The sequence below is a fragment of the Kitasatospora sp. NPDC086791 genome (genome assembly GCF_040685975.1).
In the GTDB taxonomy this organism is placed as follows: domain Bacteria; phylum Actinomycetota; class Actinomycetes; order Streptomycetales; family Streptomycetaceae; genus Kitasatospora.
Genome location: NZ_JBFBOC010000005.1, coordinates 121,017 through 139,496, shown reverse-complemented (window position 1 = coordinate 139,496; position 18,480 = coordinate 121,017). Strand labels below are relative to the sequence as shown.

Here is an 18,480-nt window from a genome sequence, read left to right as displayed (position 1 = left end):
CCTCCTCCTACAGCGGGTGTCGCGGGCCTCGGGTCGTCGCGGGTGTCAGGTGTTGTCGTCGCGGGTGTCAGGTGTTACGGCCGGCGGCCTGCCGGGGGATCCTCGGGCGGACGCCGAGCAGCAGGGCCACCACGGGGACGGCGGCGTCGGCGCGGGCCCGGTCCAGCTCGTCCGCCGGGGCCCGGTGCGCCGGGGGTTCGCCGAGCGGGCCGGCCGCGACCCGGCCGCCGATGGTCGTCCGCACGCCCGCCTCCAGCCCGGCGAAGGTGCGGCGCAGCAGCGGCAGGACGTCGGTGAAGACCTCTCCGCTCACCCCGGTCAGCCACTCGTCCAGCAGGGCGAGCAGCCCGGGGTCGTGCACCAGCAGGGCGCCGCCGCCGGCGAGGAAGCCCTCGATCCAACCGGCCCCGTCCGCCGGGGCGTTGGCGACGGACAGGACCAGCCGCAGCCGGCGGCCGGCCTCCTCGGCGTCGAGCCGGCCGTCGTCCAGCAGCAGCCGGACGGCCCGGCCGCGGAGCAGGCCCGGGGCGCCGGTGGCCGGGCCGCCGGACGGCTCGCGGGCGGCCAGCGAGCGCAGGGCGGCGGCCCATCGGTCGGCCAGGTCGGCCAGGGCGTCGGGGCCGTCGGGGTGCGGTGCCGGGTCGGCATCGTCGGCGTCGGCGGCGGCGGCCCGCGGTCCGGCGGAGGTCAGCAGGCCGATCGCACCGTGCACCTCGTCGAGGCGGCCGCGCATCGCCGCCGCGCTCTCGGCGTCCAGCCCGACGCAGGCGGACGGGAACCCGACCCGGACCCGCTCGGCCAGGCCGGCCGCCGCCCCGGCGAGCGCGCCGTGGTCGGTGCCGCGCACGTCGCCGTAGCGCAGCGCGCGGACCAGGGCGGGCAGCGCGCCCGCGAGGTGCGCGACATCGGTGTCCAGGGCGGCGCGGTCGGCGAGCACCCGCATCACCGCGGGCAGCGCGCCGGACAGCCCGGCCAGCAGGCAGGTCTCCACCAGGCCGGTCAACTCGGCGAGTTCGACGGCGGCACGGGCGGTGCCGACCGCCTTGTTGCCGGCCGCCTCCTCGACCGTGGTGCCCCACTGCGCGGCCTCGGCGATCCGGACCGCGAACTCCGGCTGCCAGCACAGCCGCCAGCTCTCCCGGAACGTCCCGGTGGAGTTGACCGCGGAGCGGGCGGGCACGCCCCAGTCCACGCCCAACAGCCGCAGCCGGTGCAGCAGCCGGGAGCGGGCCGCGTCGTTCTCCTTGCGCAGGTCGAGGTCGACGTCCTTCGGCGCGGCCTCGGGCTTGAGCCGCAGCGAGCGCTGCAGCCGGGCGAGGTCGCGCTGCAGCGGCACCGCCGGTGCGGCGTCCGGGACCTCGCCGAGCGCGTCGCCGACCACCAGGCGGTCCCGGACCAGCTCCAGGGCGACGTCCGAGCCCTCGCAGAGCACCGCGCGCACGGCGTCCAGGGTCTCGGTCAGCCCGGCGAGCGGGCGGCCGCGCAGGACGGCCAGGGTCTCGGCGAGCCGGACCGCCTCGATGACGTGGGCGGAGGAGACCGGGTGGTCCTCGGCGCGCAGGAGTTCGGCGGCCCGGGTGAGCCAGCGCGGCACCGGGTCTCCGTCGGTGGTGAACAGGTGGTGGTACCAGCCGGGCGACCGCACGCCCGCGCCGTAGCCGGTGGCCCGGGAGAGCCGGCGGTGCGTCCACGGCACCCAGGTGATGTCCGTCCGCACCTTCTTCGGCAGCTCGGCGAGCAGCGCCCGGTCGTGCGCGACGGTGGGCATCGTCGCCAGCGCGGGGACGTGGAAGGCCCCGCAGACCACCGCGATCCGCCGGTGCCCGGCGCGGCGGGCGGCGCGGATCCGCCCGCGCATGTACGCCTCGCGCAGCAGGTCCCGGCGGGACTCGCCGAGTCCCTCGGCGCGCAGCGCGCCCATCGCCTCGGCGACGGCGGCGAAGGGGGCCAGCGCGTCGTCGCCGGGCGCACGGTGCTCGACCACGTCCTCCCACCAGCGCTCCGGATCGTCGTACCCGGCCGCCTCGGCGAGCAGGGCCACCGGGTCGGCGGGCAGGTCGCCGGCCTCGTCGGAATCGAGGGCTGACCCGGGAGCGGGCGCGAAGCCGTACCCGGCGGGCAGGTCGATGAAGCGGACCGGCAGACCGTGCGCCACCGCGTGCCGGATCGCCACCCACTCCGGGGAGAACTCGGCGTACGGCCAGAAGGCGGCCTTCGCCGGGTCGTCCACCGCGTGGGCGAGCAACGCGACCGGCGGCACCAGGTCCTTCCCGGCGGCCAGGTGGACGAGGTCGTCGGCCTCCGGCGGGCCCTCGATCAGCACCGCGTCCGGCTGCCACCGGTCGAGCGCGGCGGCCACCGCCCGGGCCGAGCCGGGGCCGTGGTGGCGGATGCCGAGCAGGGCGACCTCGGGCGTCATGTCCCCACCCCGCTCCGGCCGTTCCGCCCGTTCCGCCGGCTCACGCGGTCACCTCGCGGGCGGCGCGGTAGAAGTCCTTCCAGCCGTCGCGCTCGCGCACCACCCCTTCGACGTACTCGCGCCAGACCGCCTGGTCCGCCACCGGGTCGCGGACGACGGCGCCGAGGATGCCGGTCGTCACGTCCCCCGCGCGCAGCACGCCGTCGCCGAAGTGGGTGGCCAGGGCCAGGCCGTTGGTCACCACCGAGATCGCCTCGGCGGTGGAGAGGGTGCCGCTCGGGGTCTTGACCTTCGTCCGGCCGTCCGTCGTGATCCCGGCCCGCAGCTCCCGGAAGACGGTGACCACGCGCCTGATCTCCTCGGCGCCGCCCGGCAGTTCGGGCAGTTCCAGGGAGCGGCCGAGCTGCTCGACCCGACGGGTGACGATGTCGACCTCCTCCTCCAGCGAGCCCGGCAGCGGCAGCACCACGGTGTTGAAGCGGCGGCGCAGCGCGCTGGAGAGCTCGTTGACGCCGCGGTCGCGGTCGTTGGCGGTGGCGATCACGTTGAAGCCGCGCACCGCCTGTGTCTCGGTGCCCAATTCCGGTATCGGAAGCGTCTTTTCGGACAGGATGGTGATCAGACTGTCCTGTACGTCGGCCGGGATGCGGGTCAGCTCCTCGACCCGGGCGATCCTGCCCCCGGCCATCGCCCGCATCAGCGGCGAGGGCACCAGGGCGTCCCGGCTGGGGCCGTGGGTGAGCAGCTGGGCGTAGTTCCAGCCGTACCGGACGGCCTCCTCGGGGGTGCCGGCGGTGCCCTGCACCAGCATCGTGGAGTCACCGCTGATCGCGGCGGCCAGGTGCTCGGACACCCAGGTCTTCGCAGTGCCGGGCACGCCGAGCAGCAGCAGCGCGCGGTCCGTCGCCAGGGTCGTCACGGCGACCTCGACGATCCGGCGCGGGCCGATGTACTTGGGGGTGATCGGGGTGCCGTCGGGCAGCTCGCCACCGAGCAGGTACGTCGCCACGGCCCAGGGCGACAGCTTCCAGCGCGCGGGGCGCGGACGGTCGTCCTGCGCGGCCAGGGCGGCCAGTTCGCCGGCGAAGGCGTCCTCGGCGTGCTGCCGCAGAACGTCGGTCACGGGGGGCTCCTTCGGGTCGGCCGCCGGGCGGTACGGGTGCCCCGGCGGCGGGATGATCGGGGGGAGCCAGGCCGGCGTCCCGACCTGTGGGAACCACCCTGCACCGGACCACTGACATCACCCGCCGGAGCCCGGGAGGAGCCCGGGAGGCCCCCAGGAGGACCCCCGGAGGACCCGCCGGCCACCGGGGCGCGCTCCGGGCCGCGCTCCGGACGGGCAGTCAGCCACTGTCAGTGCCACCGCCTACGGTCGGTCGCATGGAGGAACGCTGGAGCACCGAACACGTCCTGTCCCTGGCGCCTGACGCCACGTCACAGAAGGCGGCGGGCAAGCTCTCCTCGCCCGCGCCGTGGTCCGGCACGGGCACCGACGGCACCGCGGTCTGGGGCGAGTGCAAGGGCAGCGGCCGCACGCCGTACCGCACCGCGGTCGAACTCGCCACGCCCGCCTACCAGTGCAGCTGCCCGAGCCGGAAGTTCCCGTGCAAGCACGCGCTCGGACTCCTCCTGTTGTGGAGCGGCTCCCCGGAGGCCGTCCCGGCCGCCGAGCCCGCCGACTGGGCGGCCGACTGGCTCCGGTCCCGCCAGGAGCGCGCCGAGAAGCGCGCGGCGGCCCCGGCCGACCCGGAGGCCGCCCGCCGCCGGGCCGAGAAGCGCGGCGCCCGGGTCGCGGCCGGCGCGGCCGAGCTGCGGCTGCGCCTGGCCGACCGGATCCGGCACGGCCTGGCCGACCGGTCCACCGCCGGCCCCTGGGAGGAGGTCGCCGCCCGGATGATCGACGCGCAGGCCCCCGGCCTGGCCACCCGGGTCCGCGAACTCGACACCGTGCCGCCGGAGCGGCTGCTGGAGGAGTACGCGATGCTCCACCTGCTCGCCACCGCCGCCACCCGGGTCGACGAACTGCCCGCCGAGCTGGCCGCGACGGTCCGCGCCCGGGTCGGCTACACCCTGGATGCCGCCGAGGTGCTGGCCGGCCCCACCGTCCGCGACCGCTGGCTGGTGCTCGGCAGTCGGACGGTGCCGATGGAAGGGGGCTCCGACGAGCGGCTCACCACCCGCAGGGTCTGGCTGCGCGGCACCAAGACCGGCCGCCCCGCCCTCCTGCTGGCCTTCGGCCGCCCCGGCCAGGCCCCCGACCTCGCCCTGCCCACCGGCCACCTCCTGGAGGCCGAGCTCGCCTACCACCCCGGCGCCCGCCCGCTGCGCGCCGTGCTCGGCACCCGCTACGGCGCCCCCGGGGCGGGCCCGGCCGACCCGCCCGCCGGGCTCACCGTCGCCGAGGCGGCGGCCGGGTACGGCACCGCCGTCGCCGACGACCCGTGGCTGGAGAGCTGGCCGACCGTCCTCACCGACGTCGTCCCGGTCCGCACCCCGGACGGCTGGTACCTGACGGACGGCCACCACACCGTGCCCGTCCGCGCCGCGGCCGTCCCCGAGGCGCCGCTGTGGCGGCTGGCCGCGGTCTCCACCGGCCGCCCGCTGACGGTCTTCGGCGAGTACGGCCACCAGGGCTTCGCCCCGGTCACGGCCTGGCCCGCCGGGCACCGCCCGGTCGGCCTCACCACCTGCTAGGAGCACCGAGAATGACGATCACCCAGGACCCGTGGGAGACCCTGCACACCAGCGCCCTGCTCGGCACCGACCGCCGCCCGCTCCCGGCCACCGCCCTGCCACTCGCCGGCGCCGTCGACCGGGCCGACCCGGCCACCGCCCTGCTGGAGCTGGCCGCCCTGGCCACCGTCCGCCGCCGGGCGGGCGCGCTGCCCGTACCGGCCGCCGAACCGCCCGGCCCGCCCGCGCCCGCGGACCCCCGCCCGGAGCTGCCCGAGCCGGCCGCCCGCCGACTGGCCGTCCTGCTGGCCGGCCGGACCGGCGCCGGTGGCGGCGGCACCCTGGCCAACCTGACCGAGCTGCTGCCGCAGTGGCTCGCCACCGCCCGCGCCCGGGGCCTGCGGCCGCCCGCCGCGCTGGTGCCCGGCCTGCTCGACGCCGCCCGCGCCCGCAGCGAACTGCGCTCCGACGCCGTCGCGTTGGCCGGTCCGCTGGGCCGCTGGCTGGCCGGGCGGAACCCGGACTGGCGGTTCGTGCTGCGCACCACCACCCAGGAGCCGACCCACCCGCCGACCGGCCGCGCCGACCCCGCCGACCACCAGCTGTGGCACGAGGGCCTGTTCGCCGAGCGGGTCACCCACCTCACGCAGCTGCGCCGCCGCGACCCGGCCGTCGGCCTGGAGCTGCTGCGCAGCACCTGGTCCACCGAGCGCGCCGAGGACCGCCTGCTCTTCCTGGACGCCCTCCAGGACGGCCTCTCCCCCGCCGACGAACCGTTCCTGGAGGCCGCTCTCGGCGACCGCAGCAAGAACGTCCGCGCCACCGCCGCCGAACTGCTCTCCGCCCTGCCCGGCTCCGCCCTCGCGGGCCGGATGGCCGAGCGGGCCCGGACCGCCGTCCGGCTCGCCGGGGCCGGCACGCACCTGCTGGTCACCCCGCCCGCCGAGTGCGACGCGCAGATGCAGCGCGACGGCATCACGCCCAAGTCCCCCACCGGGCGCGGCGAACGGGCCTGGTGGTTCGGCGAGGTGGTGGCCGCGGCCCCGCTCGCGGTCTGGCCGGAGAACACCGGGCTGACGCCCGAACAGCTGCTCTCGCTGCGGGTCGGCGACAGCATCGACGAGACCAGCAGCAGCTGGGCCGACGACCTGCGGGAGGCCTGGGCGCGCGCCGCCGTCCGCCAGCACGACACCGAGTGGGCCCGGGCGCTGCTCGGCCCGGCCCCGGTGCCGCCCGGCCGCGGCACCGGCCGGGCCCGCGCCCCGCGCGCCACCGGCGCCCCGGCCAAGCTGTTGGCCGTGCTGCCGCCCGAGGAGCGGGCCGCCTGGACGGCCGCCTTCATCGAGGTGCGCGGGCTGGGCGAGGCCTTCCAGTTGCTCGGCGCCTGCGCCACCCCGTGGACGCCGCCGCTGTCCACCGCCGTGGTGAGCGCCCTGGCCCGGGCCGCCGCCTCCGGCGCGTACCCGTGGAGCCACAGCGGGGTGCTCGGGATGACGGAGCGCGCGCTCGCGCCCGGGACGGCCGCCGCGGTGGAGGAGCTGGCCGCCGCGGCCGCCCCGGACTCCGCCTGGGCCGAGACCTTCGCCCGGCTGGCCGGCACCCTGCGCTTCCGGGCCGCGATGCTCGCGGAGCTGGGGGGCTGACGCCGGGCCCCGCCCCCGACCGACCCCAACCGATCCCGACCGGACCGACCGACCCCGACCGATCCCGACCGATCCCGACCGATCCCGACCGGACCGCCCCCGGAAACGCCGGAGCGGGCCGGCCCCCGGGGGACCGACCCGCTCCACCCCGCCGGGGGCGGTGCGCCCGGCGGTCAGCTCGCCCGGAGGTTGGACTCGACCCAGGCGACCACGTCCCGGGTGGGCGTGCCCGGGGTGAAGATGTCCGCGACGCCCATCGCCTTGAGCTCGGCGATGTCCTCGTCCGGGATGATCCCCCCGCAGAAGACCTTGATGTCCGCCGCGTCGCGCTCCTTCAGCAGCTCCAGCACCCGCGCGCACAGCGTCATGTGGGCACCGGAGAGGATGGACAGCCCGATGCCGTCCGCGTCCTCCTGGATCGCGGTGTCGACGACCTGCTCGGGCGTCTGGTGCAGCCCGGTGTAGATGACCTCCATACCGGCGTCGCGCAGGGCACGCGCGATGACCTTGGCGCCACGGTCGTGACCGTCGAGCCCCGGCTTGGCGACCACCACACGGATCGGCCCCGACACACTCATCACTGCCTCCTGGACATCGTCGTCCACCACCCCACCGGGCCTCGTGGGCCACGGGCGCGGTTAACGGTCAATAACCAACCTGAGGGGAGGTTAGCGCCACCCGGCCCGGTTGACCGAGCCCCCTCCCAAGAGGAGGGCAAAGTCACAGCTCCAAGCCTTGCTACCAGCGGGTATACCCGTTCTTCCGGCAGCCTCCCCGCAGACCCCCCGGGCGACCCCTTGACAGCGGGAGGTTTTTCCGGCGCGCCCCTCCTCCGGCTACAGTCACGGCAGTTCGACCTCGCCCGATTGACGTGCCCGAGGCCCACCGAGGAGGCAGCCCCCGATGGCTCCCGAAGCAGCCGCCCGTCCGACCCGCGCGGAGCTGCGCCTCGCCGCCCGCGAGCAGTCCCGCGCCCAGCGCCGCGGTGCCGCCAAGGCGGCCACCCGGACGGCGCTGCTGCGGGTCGCGCTGCCGTCGGTGGCCGCGCTCGGGGTCGCGGCCGCGGCGGCGATCACGGTGCAGGGGGAGGCCGAGCAGCAGCGCGTCCAGGCCGCCGGGCGGGTCCCGCCGCAGGCCGCCGCGGACGGCGTCCCGGACAACGCGCCCGCCAGGGCGACGGCCACGCAGGTGGCCGCGGACGGCGACCGGGCCCAGGCCTCGCGCGGCGACGCCCGCCGGCCGCTGGCCGGCGCCCAGCCCACCGACGCCCCGGCCGCGCAGCCCACCCCCGAACCGGCCCCCGAGCCGGTCAAGCCCAAGGTGGTCATGCCGGTCGCGCAGCACGGCCTCGGCGAGCTGTTCGGCGAGGCGGGCGCCCGCTGGGCCAACCGCCACACCGGCATCGACTTCCCGGTGGACGGCGGCACCCAGGTGATGGCCGTCGCCGACGGCACCATCCGCACCCAGTGGAACCCGTTCTACGGCTACATGTCGATGCTCAAGATGCCCGACGGCACCGAGGCCTGGTACTGCCACCTGCGCGGCTACAAGATCCGCAAGGGTCCGGTGAAGCAGGGCGACGTCATCGCCTTCGTCGGCAGCAGCGGCAACAGCACCGGGCCGCACCTGCACTTCGAGGTCCGGCCGGCCGGCAACGGGCCGATCGACCCGCTGCCGTGGTTCCTGGCCAACGGCCTGGACCCCCGTTAGGCCCGTCCCCGACCCCCGCCCTGCGGACGGGGGTTCGAGGGCGCGGGTGCGAGGGCGGGGGTTCGAGGACGAGCCCGGGACCTACAGCTTCTCCACCGGCGCGTAGCGCAGCAGCAGCTGCTTGCGCCCGTCCGTGCCGAAGTCGACGGTGGCCTGCGCCCGGTCACCCACGCCCGTCACGGCCACCACCGTGCCCAGCCCGAAGCTGTCGTGGGTGACACGGTCGCCGACCGCCAGCGAGACGACCTCGCGCTCCGCGGCCTGGCCGCCGCGCCGCGCGGACTGCCCCCAGCCCGCCTTCGGCGAGGCGGAGGCCGAGAACGACGACGAGGACGAGCCCGAGGACCTCGACGAGGAACGCGAACCCCCGCCCCCGGACGAGGACTTGCTCCAGGACGAGCCCGAGGAGTAGCCGCGCTGTGCCGGCGCCTGCGCCGCCCCGGTGCGCTTCCACTCCACCAGCGCCTCCGGGATCTCCTCCAGGAACCGCGAGGCCGGGTTGTAGGCCGGCTGCCCCCACGCGCTGCGCAGCACCGAGCGGGTCAGGTACAGCCGCTCGCGCGCCCGGGTGAGCCCGACGTAGGCGAGCCGGCGCTCCTCCTCCAGCTCCTTGACCTGGTTGAGCGCCCGCATGTGCGGGAAGATCCCGTCCTCCATGCCGGTCAGGAAGACGACCGGGAACTCCAGGCCCTTGGCGGTGTGCAGGGTCATCATCGTGATGACGCCCTGCTCCTCCTCGTCCTCGTCCGGACTTCCTCCTTCTGTCCCGTACTGCTTCGCATCCGGGATCTGATCGGAGTCGGCGACCAGCGCGACCCGCTCCAGGAAGTCGGCCAGCGTGCCGACCGGCGGAGCGCCCTCCTCCCCGGCGTCCGGCCGCTCGCCCGGATCCTGCTCGTACTCCAGGGCGACGGAGGCGAGCTCCTGCAGGTTCTCCACCCGGGTCTCGTCCTGCGGGTCGGTGGAGGACTGGAGCTCGGCCAGGTAGCCGGTCTCCTCCAGGACGGCCTCCAGCACCGCCGCCGGGCCCGCGCCCGACTCGACCACCTGGCGCAGCCCGGCCATCAGGACGTTGAACTTCTTCACCGCGTTGGCCGAGCGCGCGGCCATCCCGTACGCCTCGTCCACCCGCACCAGCGCCTGGGCGAAGGAGATCCGCTCCCGCGCGGCCAGCGCGTCGATCATCGCCTCGGCCCGCTCGCCGATGCCGCGCTTGGGCACGTTGAGGATCCGGCGCAGCGGCACGGTGTCCTCCGGGTTGGAGAGCACCCGCAGGTAGGCCAGGACGTCCCGGACCTCCTTGCGCTCGTAGAAGCGCACCCCGCCGACCACCTTGTACGGCAGGCCGACCCGGATGAACACCTCCTCGAAGACGCGGGACTGGGCGTTGGTCCGGTAGAAGATCGCGACGTCGCCGGGCTTGGCCTCGCCCTTGTCGGTGAGCCGGTCGATCTCGTCGGCGATGAACTGGGCCTCGCCGTGCTCGTCGTCCGCGACGTAGCCGACCACCTTCTCGCCGTGGTCGCCGGCCGTCCAGAGCTTCTTCTCGCGGCGGTTGCCGTTGCGCTCGATGACGGCGTTGGCGGCGCTCAGGATGGTCTGCGTGGAGCGGTAGTTCTGCTCCAGCAGGATCGTGGTCGCGTTCGGGTAGTCCTCCTCGAACTGGAGGATGTTGCGGATCGTCGCGCCGCGGAAGGCGTAGATCGACTGGTCCGCGTCACCGACGACGCACAGCTCGGCCGGCGGCACCTCGGCGAGGTGCGCGGCCGCCGGGTTCACGAAGTCCCCGTCGGCGGTGCGCTTCGGCGCGGCCGCGACGGAGCCGCCGCTCAGCTCCCGGACCAGCATGTACTGGGCGTGGTTGGTGTCCTGGTACTCGTCGACCAGGATGTGCCGGAACCGGCGCCGGTAGTGCCCGGCGACCTCGGGGAAGGCCTGCAGCAGGTTCACCGTCGTCATGATGATGTCGTCGAAGTCCAGCGCGTTGGCCTCGCGCAGCCGCCGCTGGTACAGCGTGTACGCCTCGGCGAGCTTCCGCTCCATCGGATTGGCGGCCCGGGCGGCGAAGGTCTCCTCGTCGATCAGCTCGTTCTTGAGGTTGCTGACCTTCGCCGTGAAGGACTTCGGCGGGAACTGCTTCGGGTCCAGGTCGAGGTCGCGGCAGACCAGCGACATCAGCCGCTGCGAGTCGGCCGAGTCGTAGATCGAGAAGCTGGAGGTGAATCCCAGCTGCTTGGACTCGCGGCGCAGGATCCGCACGCAGGCACTGTGGAAGGTGGACACCCACATCGCCCGGGCGCGCGGGCCGACCAGCGCCTCGACGCGCTCGCGCATCTCGCCGGCGGCCTTGTTGGTGAAGGTGATCGCCAGGATCTCGCCCGGCTGCACGCCGCGGGCGCCCAGCAGGTGGGCGATCCGGTGGGTCAGCACCCGGGTCTTGCCCGAGCCGGCGCCGGCCACGATCAGCAGCGGCGAGCCCGCGTGCAGCACGGCCTCGCGCTGCGGGTCGTTCATCCCCTCCAGCAGCTGCGCCGGGTCGATCACCGGACGGGCGGCGCCGTTGCGGTACCAGGCGTCGCGCTCCGCCTCGGCGACGTGGTCGTTCTGGAACAGCCCCTCCGGGATCGCCTCCTCGTACGCGTCGTACGGCACGTCGTCCTCGTACGGCGGGGGCTCCTCGTCGATGGGCGCGGCGGGCTGCTTCGACCCGGCGGCGGGTGCCTCGAAACCGGGGAGCGGGAGGTCGTCAAAGAGGCTATTCATGGCACTCCGAGTCTATGGCCACCCACCGACAAGCCCGCCCGGCCGGAGAAAACCGGCCGGACGGGCTCGTCCTCGGGCTCGACCCCGGACCCGACCGCGGAGCCGACCGCGGGCCCGATCACGAGCCCGACCGCGGACCCGGCTCAGACCAGGCGGCGGGCGGTGGCCCAGCGGGTCAGCTCGTGGCGGTTGCTCAGCTGGAGCTTGCGCAGCACGGCGGAGACGTGGCTCTCGACCGTCTTCACCGAGATGAAGAGCTGCTTGGCGATCTCCTTGTAGGCGTAGCCGCGGGCGATCAGGCGCAGGACCTCGCGCTCGCGCTGGGTGAGGCGGTCCAGGTCCTCGTCGACCGGCGGGGTGTCGGTGGCCGCGAAGGCGTCCAGGACGAAGCCGGCCAGCCGGGGCGAGAACACCGCGTCGCCGTCGGCGATCCGGAAGACCGCGTTCACCAGGTCGGTGCCGGTGATGGTCTTGGTGACGTAGCCGCGCGCCCCGCCGCGGATGACGCCGATGACGTCCTCGGCGGCGTCCGACACGGACAGTGCCAGGAACTTCACCCCGCCCTGCTCACCCATCAGACCGACCGAGCGGCGCAGCACCTCGACGCCGCCGCCGCCGGGCAGGTGGACGTCGAGCAGGACCACGTCGGGCCGGGTCTCGGCGACCACGCGGACCGCGGAGTCCACGTCGTCGGCCTCGCCGACCACGTCGATGCCGGTCACGTCGGTACGGCCGATCTCGGCCCGGACCCCGGTCCGGAACATCCGGTGGTCGTCCACCAGGACGACCCGTGCAGTGCGCCCCCCGCCCTCGGCCGGGGAGGCCCCCATCGGCGCTGCCTCAGTCATTCGCTCTCTCCATCTCCAGCTCGACCTCGGTACCGCCGCCCGCCGCAGGCCGCACCCGAGCGGTGCCGCCGTTGCGCTTCATCCGGCCGATGATCGACTCCCGTACGCCCATCCGGTCCTCGGGCACCGTGTCGGGGTCGAAGCCGGGGCCGTGGTCGCGGACGAACACCGACACCGTCCTCCCCTCCACCTCGGCGTAGACCTGGACCGGTCCCCCGCCACCGTACTTGGCCGCGTTGACGGTCGCCTCCCTCGCGGCCTGCATCTGTGCCGCGATCCGCTCGTCCATCGGGCAGTCGCCGACGATCACCAGCTCGACCGGGACGCCGTGCCGGTCCTCGACCTCGGCGACGGCGGCGCGCAGGGTCTCCGCCATGGTGTCCGGCGCGGCCTCGGCGGCGGCTTCCGGGCGGTACAGCCACAGCCGCAGTTCGCGCTCCTGCGAGCGGGCCAGCCGCAGGACCTCCTTCGGGTCCTCGGCCCGACGCTGGATCAGGGTCAGGGTGTGCAGCACCGAGTCGTGGATGTGCGCGGCGATCTCGGCCCGCTCCTGGGCGCGGATGCGGGCCGTGCGCTCGGCGCCGAGGTCCTGCCACAGCCGCAGGCCGTACGGGCCGAGCAGCACCAGCACCCCGGCGAGCACCGCGAGCGAGGCCTCGATGACCGAGCCGAGCGTGGATCCGTTGCCCTGCATGGCGAGCAGCGCGATGGTGCCCGCCACCGCGAGCAGCACGCCGGCACCGACCCGGGTGTAGGCGCCGCGCCGCTTCTCGCCCTCCTCGATGCCGAACCAGCGCTGCCAGCGCGAGTCGTCGGCCTGCCGCCAGACCAGCGCGACGCCGACGCCGATCGCCAGCAGCGGCCAGGTGTACGGCTTGGCGGTCTGCCAGCCGAGCACGTTGAGCAGGGCGATCAGGCCGATCACGACCATGACCAGGGCGGCGAGCTGGCCGAGGCCGCCCTGCCCGCCCTTGGCGGCCGGCGCAGCGCCCTCGCCCTCCGCGGGCGGCGCCACCGGCTCGCCCTGCAGCGTGTGCTGGAGCAGCTGGCGCAGCCGGCCGAGCCGGCCGCCGCCGGCGCCCTTGCTCAGCAGGCCGCCCTGCAGCCCGGGCGCGGCCGGGACGAACACGCCGTTGAGGTACATCCACTGGGCGCCGGCGCGCGCCGAGGGCTCGCCGATGCCGATCGGCACCACGAACCAGAACGCGGCGTACAGCAGGGCGCCGATCCCCTGCGCGAAGAACAGCAGGACGAAGGCGAACCGCACCCAGCGCACCGGCAGCCCGAGGTGCACCGCCAGGCCGTGCGCGACGCCGCCGAGCATCCGGCCCTGCGGGCTGCGGTAGAACCGGCGGTACGGCGGCTTCCCGCCTTCGGGCGCGCCGGGGTCGGCGCCGGCCGACGGCGCGGCGTCGGGGGCGATGGTGCGGGGATCGGTACCGGGGGCTGCCACGCCACCGATGGTTCCACGCGCGCCCCCGCGGGCGCATCAGGGTGTGTCCCCATCCCGTATCAGGGACAAGTCAGGGTACGAGCAGGGGTGCTCCCGGTTGGGCCGGACCGGCACCTGCCGGAAGGATGGTGCCCATGACCGAGGACCCCCGCATCGAGGAGGCCGGGCCCGCCGCCCCGCCGGAACCGCGACCGCCCCTCACCCGGGCCGAGCACCACCGCGTGGTGGCCGGCGTCTGCGGCGGCCTCGGCCGGCACCTGGACATCGACCCGGTGGTCTTCCGGGTGGTCATCGTGGTGCTCTGCCTCTCCGGCGGCCTCGGGCTGTTCCTGTACGGCCTGGCCTGGCTGATCGTCCCGACCGACGACGGGCCCAAGGGCCGCGGCGGGCGCACCGAGCTCCAGCGGGTGCTCACCGGCCGGGTGGACGGCCAGTCGGTCGGCGCGGTGCTGCTGACCGTGATCGGCACCGGGGTGTTCTTCTCCTCGATGGGCAACGGCGACCAGATCTTCCCGCTGCTGCTGCTCGCCGGCCTGGTCTTCCTGGCGGTGCGCTACGACCCGGAGCGCCGCCGCGGCCGGGTGCGCGGGCGCCGGCGCGGCGGCCCGTACGACCGCCACTTCGCCGAGCCCGGGCCCGAGGACTACGTCTGGCCGCGGCCCGAGCCGGACGAGGCGGCGCGGGCCAGGCACGCCGCCGCCCGGGCCGCCGGCACCGTCCCCGCCGACAGCCCGGCGCCGGGCGCGAGCGGCTACCTGTGGGACCCGCGCCACCCCGAGCGCAACCCGTACGGCGGCGCCACCACCGCGACCCCCACCCCGCCGTTCGGCACCCCGGTGCCGCCGGCCGGCGGCCCGGCCCAGCCCTGGTGGCAGCGCACCGACCTGCCGGAGGGCGACCCGCTGCGCAAGGAGCGCCCGGCACGCCGCTCGGAGCCCGCCGTCGTGCGGCGCCCCCGGGAGCGTTCGGCGCTCGGCTTCTTCGGCTTCCTGCTGGCGATCGGCGCGGCCGCCGCGATCTGGTCCGCGGCCTCGAACCGCCACGACCCCACCAGGCTGAGCTCGGCGGCGCTGGCCGCCGCGCTGCTGGTGGTCGGCCTGACCCTGCTGGTCGGCGCGAAGTTCGGCCGGGCCCGCAAGCTCGCGGTGACCGGTCTGCTGCTCACCCTGGCGCTGGCCTTCGTCGGCCACTCGCCGACCTCGATGAAGAACGCCGTCGGCCAGCGCGACTGGACCGTCACCACGGTGTCCGACCTGCGGGACCGCTACAACCTCGGCGCCGGGGAGGCCCGGCTGGACCTGGCCGGGCTCGACCCGGCCGGCGCCACCCTCGCCACCAAGGCCGACCTCGGCGCCGGCGACATGACCGTCACCGTGCCGGCCGACGTGACGGTGAACCTGGTCGCCCGGGTCGGCCTCGGCAACATCGAGACCCCCGGTGGCCGCAGCGACGGCACCGGACGGCACACCTATCTGATCGGCCCGGCCGACGGCCAGGCCTCCAAGGGCACACTCAACCTCGAACTCGGCATCGGGCTCGGCAACATCAAGGTGGTCCAGCAGTGAGGAAGCACCGGCTCGACCTGTTCTCGCTGATCGCGGGCGGCCTGTTCACCGTGATCGCCCTGCTGTACCTGGTCGCCGCGCTCAACGACCAGTCGGTGAACGGTCGGATCGTCATCCCGGTGACCTTCATCGTGCTCGGGGTGGGCGGGCTGGCCGGCGCGGTCGCGGCGGTGGCCCGGCGCGGCTGCGCCGACCGCGAGGAGTGACCCGCCCCACCCCGGGGCCCCCGGGCCCGGAGCCCCGGACCCCGTGAGCCCCCGGCCCCGGGCCTCAGCTCTGCTGCGGGCCCAGGGTCAGCTGGTCCCCGTCCCGGGTGACGGTGTACTTCGGCAGCGGCTTGACCGCCGGCCCGTTGACCACCGCGCCGGTGGCGGCGTCGAACCGGGAGCCGTGGCAGGGGCAGTAGAGCCGGCCGTTCTTCGGGGCGTCCACCGCGCAGCCGGAGTGGGTGCACACCGAGGAGAGGCCGCAGTACTGGCCGGCCGTGGGCTGCACGATGTAGACGGCGTCCCCGGTGACCGGGTCCTTGACCTGGGCCGAGCCGCCGACCGGCACGCTCGCGGCGGGCACGGTGGGGGCGGTCGGGGCGGACGCCGCGGTGCCCGGGACCGGGGCCGCCGCCTGCTTGGACCCGGCCCGCCGGTCCCGGCCGAAGGTGCGGGTCAGCGAGCCGGTGAGCAGCCCGGCGCCGCCGATCGCGACGGCCGCGATGCCGCCGTCCACCAGCGCCCGACGCTTGACCAGGTCCTCGCCCAGCCCGCGCGCGCGGTCCCGGTCGGCCCGGCGGGCGAAGTAGCCGTCCACCGACAGGTACGGGGTGCCGGCCAGCACCAGCGGGGTCCAGGCCATCAGGTAGGCGAGGTCGTTGCCGAGGTAGTACGGCGAGACGCTCCAGCTGACGGTCAGCCAGAGGCTGAGGTTGAGGAGGGCGCCGCCGAGCGCGGCGACCCGGCCCCAGAGGCCGAGCAGGGTGCCGAGGCCGACCGCCAGCTCGCCGAAGGCGACGGCGAGCGCGAACAGGGTCGGATGGTCGAGGGCGGGGCCGAGCAGGAAGGAGATCGGGCTGCCGCCGGCCTTGGCCGCCTGGGTCTGCGAGACGAAGGAGGCCGGGTCGCCCGCGCCGGCCAGGAAGTGCGCGTCGGAGAGCTTGTCGAGGGCGGCGTAGACGAAGGTGACGCCGAGGAAGAGCCGGAGCGGGAGCAGCGCGTACCTGGACGCGAGCGCCCGCCGCTGTGCCGCCCGGGCGGCCCGACCGGCCGCTCCCCCGCCGGCCGGCTCCGCGTTGCTGGCCTCCGACATCCCGTACACCTTCCCTCTCGGCCTGCCACTCCCTGACAGGTCCGGTCCGCATTCTGCCCGCTCCTGCCCGCTTTCGGTGGGAGGTCCCACCCGGGGAGCGGCTCCCGCACCGCGAACGGCCGCGCCGTCGCTCCCTTGGATACGGGAACGACGGCGCGGCCGTTCAGGCTTCGGCCCCGGGCTTCGACCTCGGGCTCCGGCCTCGGGCTCCGGCCTCAGGACTCCGTCGACGACGGGCCCCGGCGGCCGGCGGGAGTGATCACTCCCACTCGATGGTGCCCGGCGGCTTGCTGGTGACGTCGACGACGACGCGGTTCACGTCGCGGACCTCGTTGGTGATCCGGGTGGAGATCCGGGCCAGCACGTCGTACGGCAGGCGCGACCAGTCCGCGGTCATGGCGTCCTCGGACGAGACCGGGCGCAGCACGATCGGGTGACCGTAGGTGCGGCCGTCGCCCTGCACGCCCACGCTGCGCACGTCGGCGAGCAGCACGACCGGGCACTGCCAGATCTCGCGGTCCAGACCGGCCGCGGTCAGCTCCTCGCGGGCGATCGCGTCGGCGTCGCGGAGCAGGTCCAGGCGCTCCTGGGTGACCTCGCCGACGATCCGGATGCCCAGGCCGGGGCCCGGGAACGGCTGGCGCTGGACGATCTCCTCCGGCAGGCCCAGCTCCTGGCCGACCATCCGGACCTCGTCCTTGAACAGCTTGCGCAGCGGCTCGACCAGCTGGAACTGCAGATCCTCGGGCAGGCCGCCGACGTTGTGGTGGGACTTGATGTTGGCGGTGCCGGTGCCGCCGCCGGACTCCACCACGTCCGGGTACAGGGTGCCCTGGACCAGGAAGTCGACCGACTCGCCCTGCTCGCCGGCCTCGGCGATGATCTCGGCCTGGGCCTGCTCGAAGACCCGGATGAACTCGCGGCCGATGATCTTGCGCTTCTCCTCGGGGTCGCTGACCCCCTTCAGCGCGTTCAGGAAACGCTCGGCGGCGTCGACGACCTTCAGCTGCACGCCGGTGGCGGCCACGAAGTCCTTCTCGACCTGCTCGGTCTCGCCCTTGCGCATCAGGCCGTGATCGACGTACACGCAGGTCAGCCGGTCGCCGATGGCCTTGTTGACCAGGGCGGCCGCGACCGCGGAGTCCACGCCGCCGGACAGGCCGCAGATCGCGCGCTTGGTGCCGACCTGCTCGCGGATCAGGGCGATCTGCTCCTCGACCACGCTGCCGGTGGTCCAGGTCGGGGCGATGCCGGCGCCGCGGTAGAGGAAGTGCTCCAGGATCTGCTGGCCGTGGTCGGAGTGCAGCACCTCGGGGTGGTACTGGACGCCGTAGAGGCGGGCCTCGTCGTTCTCGAAGGCGGCGACCGGGACCACGTCGGTCGAGGCGGTGACGGTGAAGCCCTCCGGCGCGGCGGAGCAGGCGTCGCCGTGCGACATCCACACCGAGTGCTGCGCGGGGACGCCCTCGAACAGGGTGGAGCCGGTGCGGGAGACGGCCAGCGGGGTGCGGCCGTACTCGCGGGCGCCGGTGTTGTCGACGGTGCCGCCGAGCGTCACGGCCATCAGCTGGAAGCCGTAGCACATGCCGAAGACCGGGACACCGGCCTCGAAGATCGCGCGGTCGATCCGCGGCGCGCCCTCTTCGTAGACCGACGACGGGCCGCCGGAGAGGATGATCGCCTTGGGGTTCTTGGCGAGCATCTCGGCCACCGGCATGCTGCTCGGCACGATCTCGCTGTAGACCCGCGCCTCACGCACCCGACGGGCGATGAGCTGGGCGTACTGGGCACCGAAGTCGACCACCAGGACGGTGTCGTTGTCCGGCACGGACTGGACGGGAATTGCAGAGGACACAGACGGCCTTCCGGCAGCGGTATCGGGGTGTCACGCGGAGCCGCCTCCCCCTGCGGGGCTGCGGTGGCGACGGGCGTGGGGTGTCTGGACACCGATTCTACCGGGCTGGCCGGTTTCACTCGTCTGCCCGCCCGGCGGACCGTGACCGGGCGGGGCCGCCGTTCGTTGCTCCGGACGACCGCACGGCCGCGCCGCGTCCGCCAGACGCGCCGACCGACCCCCGCGGGGGCAGGCCGTACGGCTGCAGGACCA

The 18,480-nt window shown here is 75.2% G+C and carries 13 protein-coding genes and 1 pseudogene; 5 read left to right on the top strand and 9 right to left on the bottom strand.

All coding sequences use genetic code 11. The features are described 5' to 3' along the window. Positions 1 to 67 precede the first annotated feature (67 nt). Both AB0Q99_RS10950 and AB0Q99_RS10945 read right to left on the bottom strand, forming a co-directional pair. Complete coding sequence (locus AB0Q99_RS10950) at positions 68 to 2,419, bottom strand: DUF5682 family protein (protein ID WP_363570250.1); 2,352 nt, start codon at positions 2,417 to 2,419, stop codon at positions 68 to 70. A 40-nt stretch (positions 2,420 to 2,459) separates the two neighbouring features. Then, positions 2,460 to 3,542, bottom strand: coding sequence for an AAA family ATPase (locus tag AB0Q99_RS10945; RefSeq protein ID WP_363570248.1), 1,083 nt, complete (start codon positions 3,540 to 3,542; stop codon positions 2,460 to 2,462). Between the two features lie 257 nt (positions 3,543 to 3,799). Between AB0Q99_RS10945 and AB0Q99_RS10940 the strand changes: the two genes are divergently transcribed. Continuing rightward, positions 3,800 to 5,113 carry an SWIM zinc finger family protein gene (locus AB0Q99_RS10940; protein ID WP_363570246.1) on the top strand — a complete coding sequence of 438 codons (1,314 nt, stop codon included), beginning with the start codon at positions 3,800 to 3,802 and terminating at the stop codon, positions 5,111 to 5,113. Positions 5,114 to 5,124: 11 nt separating this feature from the next. After that, positions 5,125 to 6,735, top strand: coding sequence for a DUF5691 domain-containing protein (locus tag AB0Q99_RS10935; protein WP_363570244.1), 1,611 nt, complete (start codon positions 5,125 to 5,127; stop codon positions 6,733 to 6,735). A 173-nt stretch (positions 6,736 to 6,908) separates the two neighbouring features. On the opposite strand, the gene AB0Q99_RS10930 is transcribed toward AB0Q99_RS10935, so the two are convergent. Next, positions 6,909 to 7,313, bottom strand: coding sequence for a cobalamin B12-binding domain-containing protein (locus tag AB0Q99_RS10930; protein WP_363570242.1), 405 nt, complete (start codon positions 7,311 to 7,313; stop codon positions 6,909 to 6,911). A gap of 325 nt (positions 7,314 to 7,638) precedes the next feature. On the opposite strand from AB0Q99_RS10930, the gene AB0Q99_RS10925 reads away from it, so the two are divergent. Next, the gene (locus tag AB0Q99_RS10925) at positions 7,639 to 8,445 is read left to right on the top strand and encodes a peptidoglycan DD-metalloendopeptidase family protein (RefSeq protein ID WP_363570240.1); all 807 of its coding nucleotides are present in this window, start codon (positions 7,639 to 7,641) and stop codon (positions 8,443 to 8,445) included. An 81-nt stretch (positions 8,446 to 8,526) separates the two neighbouring features. On the opposite strand, the gene pcrA is transcribed toward AB0Q99_RS10925, so the two are convergent. From pcrA to AB0Q99_RS10910, 3 genes are all read right to left on the bottom strand, one after another. Continuing rightward, on the bottom strand, positions 8,527 to 11,208 hold the full coding sequence (pcrA, locus tag AB0Q99_RS10920; RefSeq protein ID WP_363570238.1) for a DNA helicase PcrA: 2,682 nt from the start codon (positions 11,206 to 11,208) through the stop codon (positions 8,527 to 8,529). A gap of 143 nt (positions 11,209 to 11,351) precedes the next feature. Continuing rightward, positions 11,352 to 12,056, bottom strand: a complete 705-nt coding sequence (locus AB0Q99_RS10915) for a response regulator transcription factor (RefSeq protein WP_363570236.1) — start codon at positions 12,054 to 12,056, stop codon at positions 11,352 to 11,354. Next, a complete protein-coding gene (locus AB0Q99_RS10910; protein ID WP_363570451.1) occupies positions 12,049 to 13,479 on the bottom strand; it encodes a PspC domain-containing protein in 1,431 nt (476 codons plus the stop codon). Before AB0Q99_RS10910 ends, AB0Q99_RS10915 begins: the two co-directional genes overlap by 8 nt. Before the next feature lie 164 nt (positions 13,480 to 13,643). Here AB0Q99_RS10910 and AB0Q99_RS10905 point away from each other — a divergent pair, with 164 nt between their 5' ends. Together AB0Q99_RS10905 and AB0Q99_RS10900 are read left to right on the top strand one after the other, a co-directional pair. Further along, positions 13,644 to 15,074 (top strand): PspC domain-containing protein, encoded by a 1,431-nt coding sequence (locus AB0Q99_RS10905; RefSeq protein WP_363570234.1) that lies wholly within the window; start codon positions 13,644 to 13,646, stop codon positions 15,072 to 15,074. Then, complete coding sequence (locus AB0Q99_RS10900; protein WP_363570232.1) at positions 15,071 to 15,280, top strand: hypothetical protein; 210 nt, start codon at positions 15,071 to 15,073, stop codon at positions 15,278 to 15,280. Before AB0Q99_RS10905 ends, AB0Q99_RS10900 begins: the two co-directional genes overlap by 4 nt. Positions 15,281 to 15,344: 64 nt before the next feature. Here the strand turns inward: AB0Q99_RS10900 and AB0Q99_RS10895 are convergent, their stop codons facing one another. From AB0Q99_RS10895 to guaA, 3 genes and pseudogenes are all read right to left on the bottom strand, one after another. Next, positions 15,345 to 15,629: a Rieske (2Fe-2S) protein gene (locus tag AB0Q99_RS10895; RefSeq protein WP_363570450.1), complete on the bottom strand. Its 285-nt coding sequence runs from the start codon at positions 15,627 to 15,629 to the stop codon at positions 15,345 to 15,347. 228 nt (positions 15,630 to 15,857) lie between these two features. After that, positions 15,858 to 16,373, bottom strand: a pseudogene (locus AB0Q99_RS10890) (DoxX family membrane protein); the annotation flags it as partial. 259 nt (positions 16,374 to 16,632) lie between these two features. Next, a complete protein-coding gene (guaA, locus tag AB0Q99_RS10885) occupies positions 16,633 to 18,228 on the bottom strand; it encodes a glutamine-hydrolyzing GMP synthase (protein WP_363570230.1) in 1,596 nt (531 codons plus the stop codon). Between the last annotated feature and the right edge of the window lie 252 nt (positions 18,229 to 18,480).

What these genes read in the sequence shown, in the direction of transcription:
- AB0Q99_RS10930 (WP_363570242.1), bottom strand. Translation starts at nt 7,313, where the DNA reads ATGAGTGTGTCGGGGCCGATCCGTGTGGTGGTCGCCAAGCCGGGGCTC.
- AB0Q99_RS10905 (WP_363570234.1), top strand. Translation starts at nt 13,644, where the DNA reads ATGACCGAGGACCCCCGCATCGAGGAGGCCGGGCCCGCCGCCCCGCCG.
- AB0Q99_RS10925 (WP_363570240.1), top strand. Translation starts at nt 7,639, where the DNA reads ATGGCTCCCGAAGCAGCCGCCCGTCCGACCCGCGCGGAGCTGCGCCTC.
- pcrA (WP_363570238.1), bottom strand. Translation starts at nt 11,208, where the DNA reads ATGAATAGCCTCTTTGACGACCTCCCGCTCCCCGGTTTCGAGGCACCC.
- AB0Q99_RS10950 (WP_363570250.1), bottom strand. Translation starts at nt 2,419, where the DNA reads ATGACGCCCGAGGTCGCCCTGCTCGGCATCCGCCACCACGGCCCCGGC.
- AB0Q99_RS10915 (WP_363570236.1), bottom strand. Translation starts at nt 12,056, where the DNA reads ATGACTGAGGCAGCGCCGATGGGGGCCTCCCCGGCCGAGGGCGGGGGG.
- AB0Q99_RS10940 (WP_363570246.1), top strand. Translation starts at nt 3,800, where the DNA reads ATGGAGGAACGCTGGAGCACCGAACACGTCCTGTCCCTGGCGCCTGAC.
- AB0Q99_RS10935 (WP_363570244.1), top strand. Translation starts at nt 5,125, where the DNA reads ATGACGATCACCCAGGACCCGTGGGAGACCCTGCACACCAGCGCCCTG.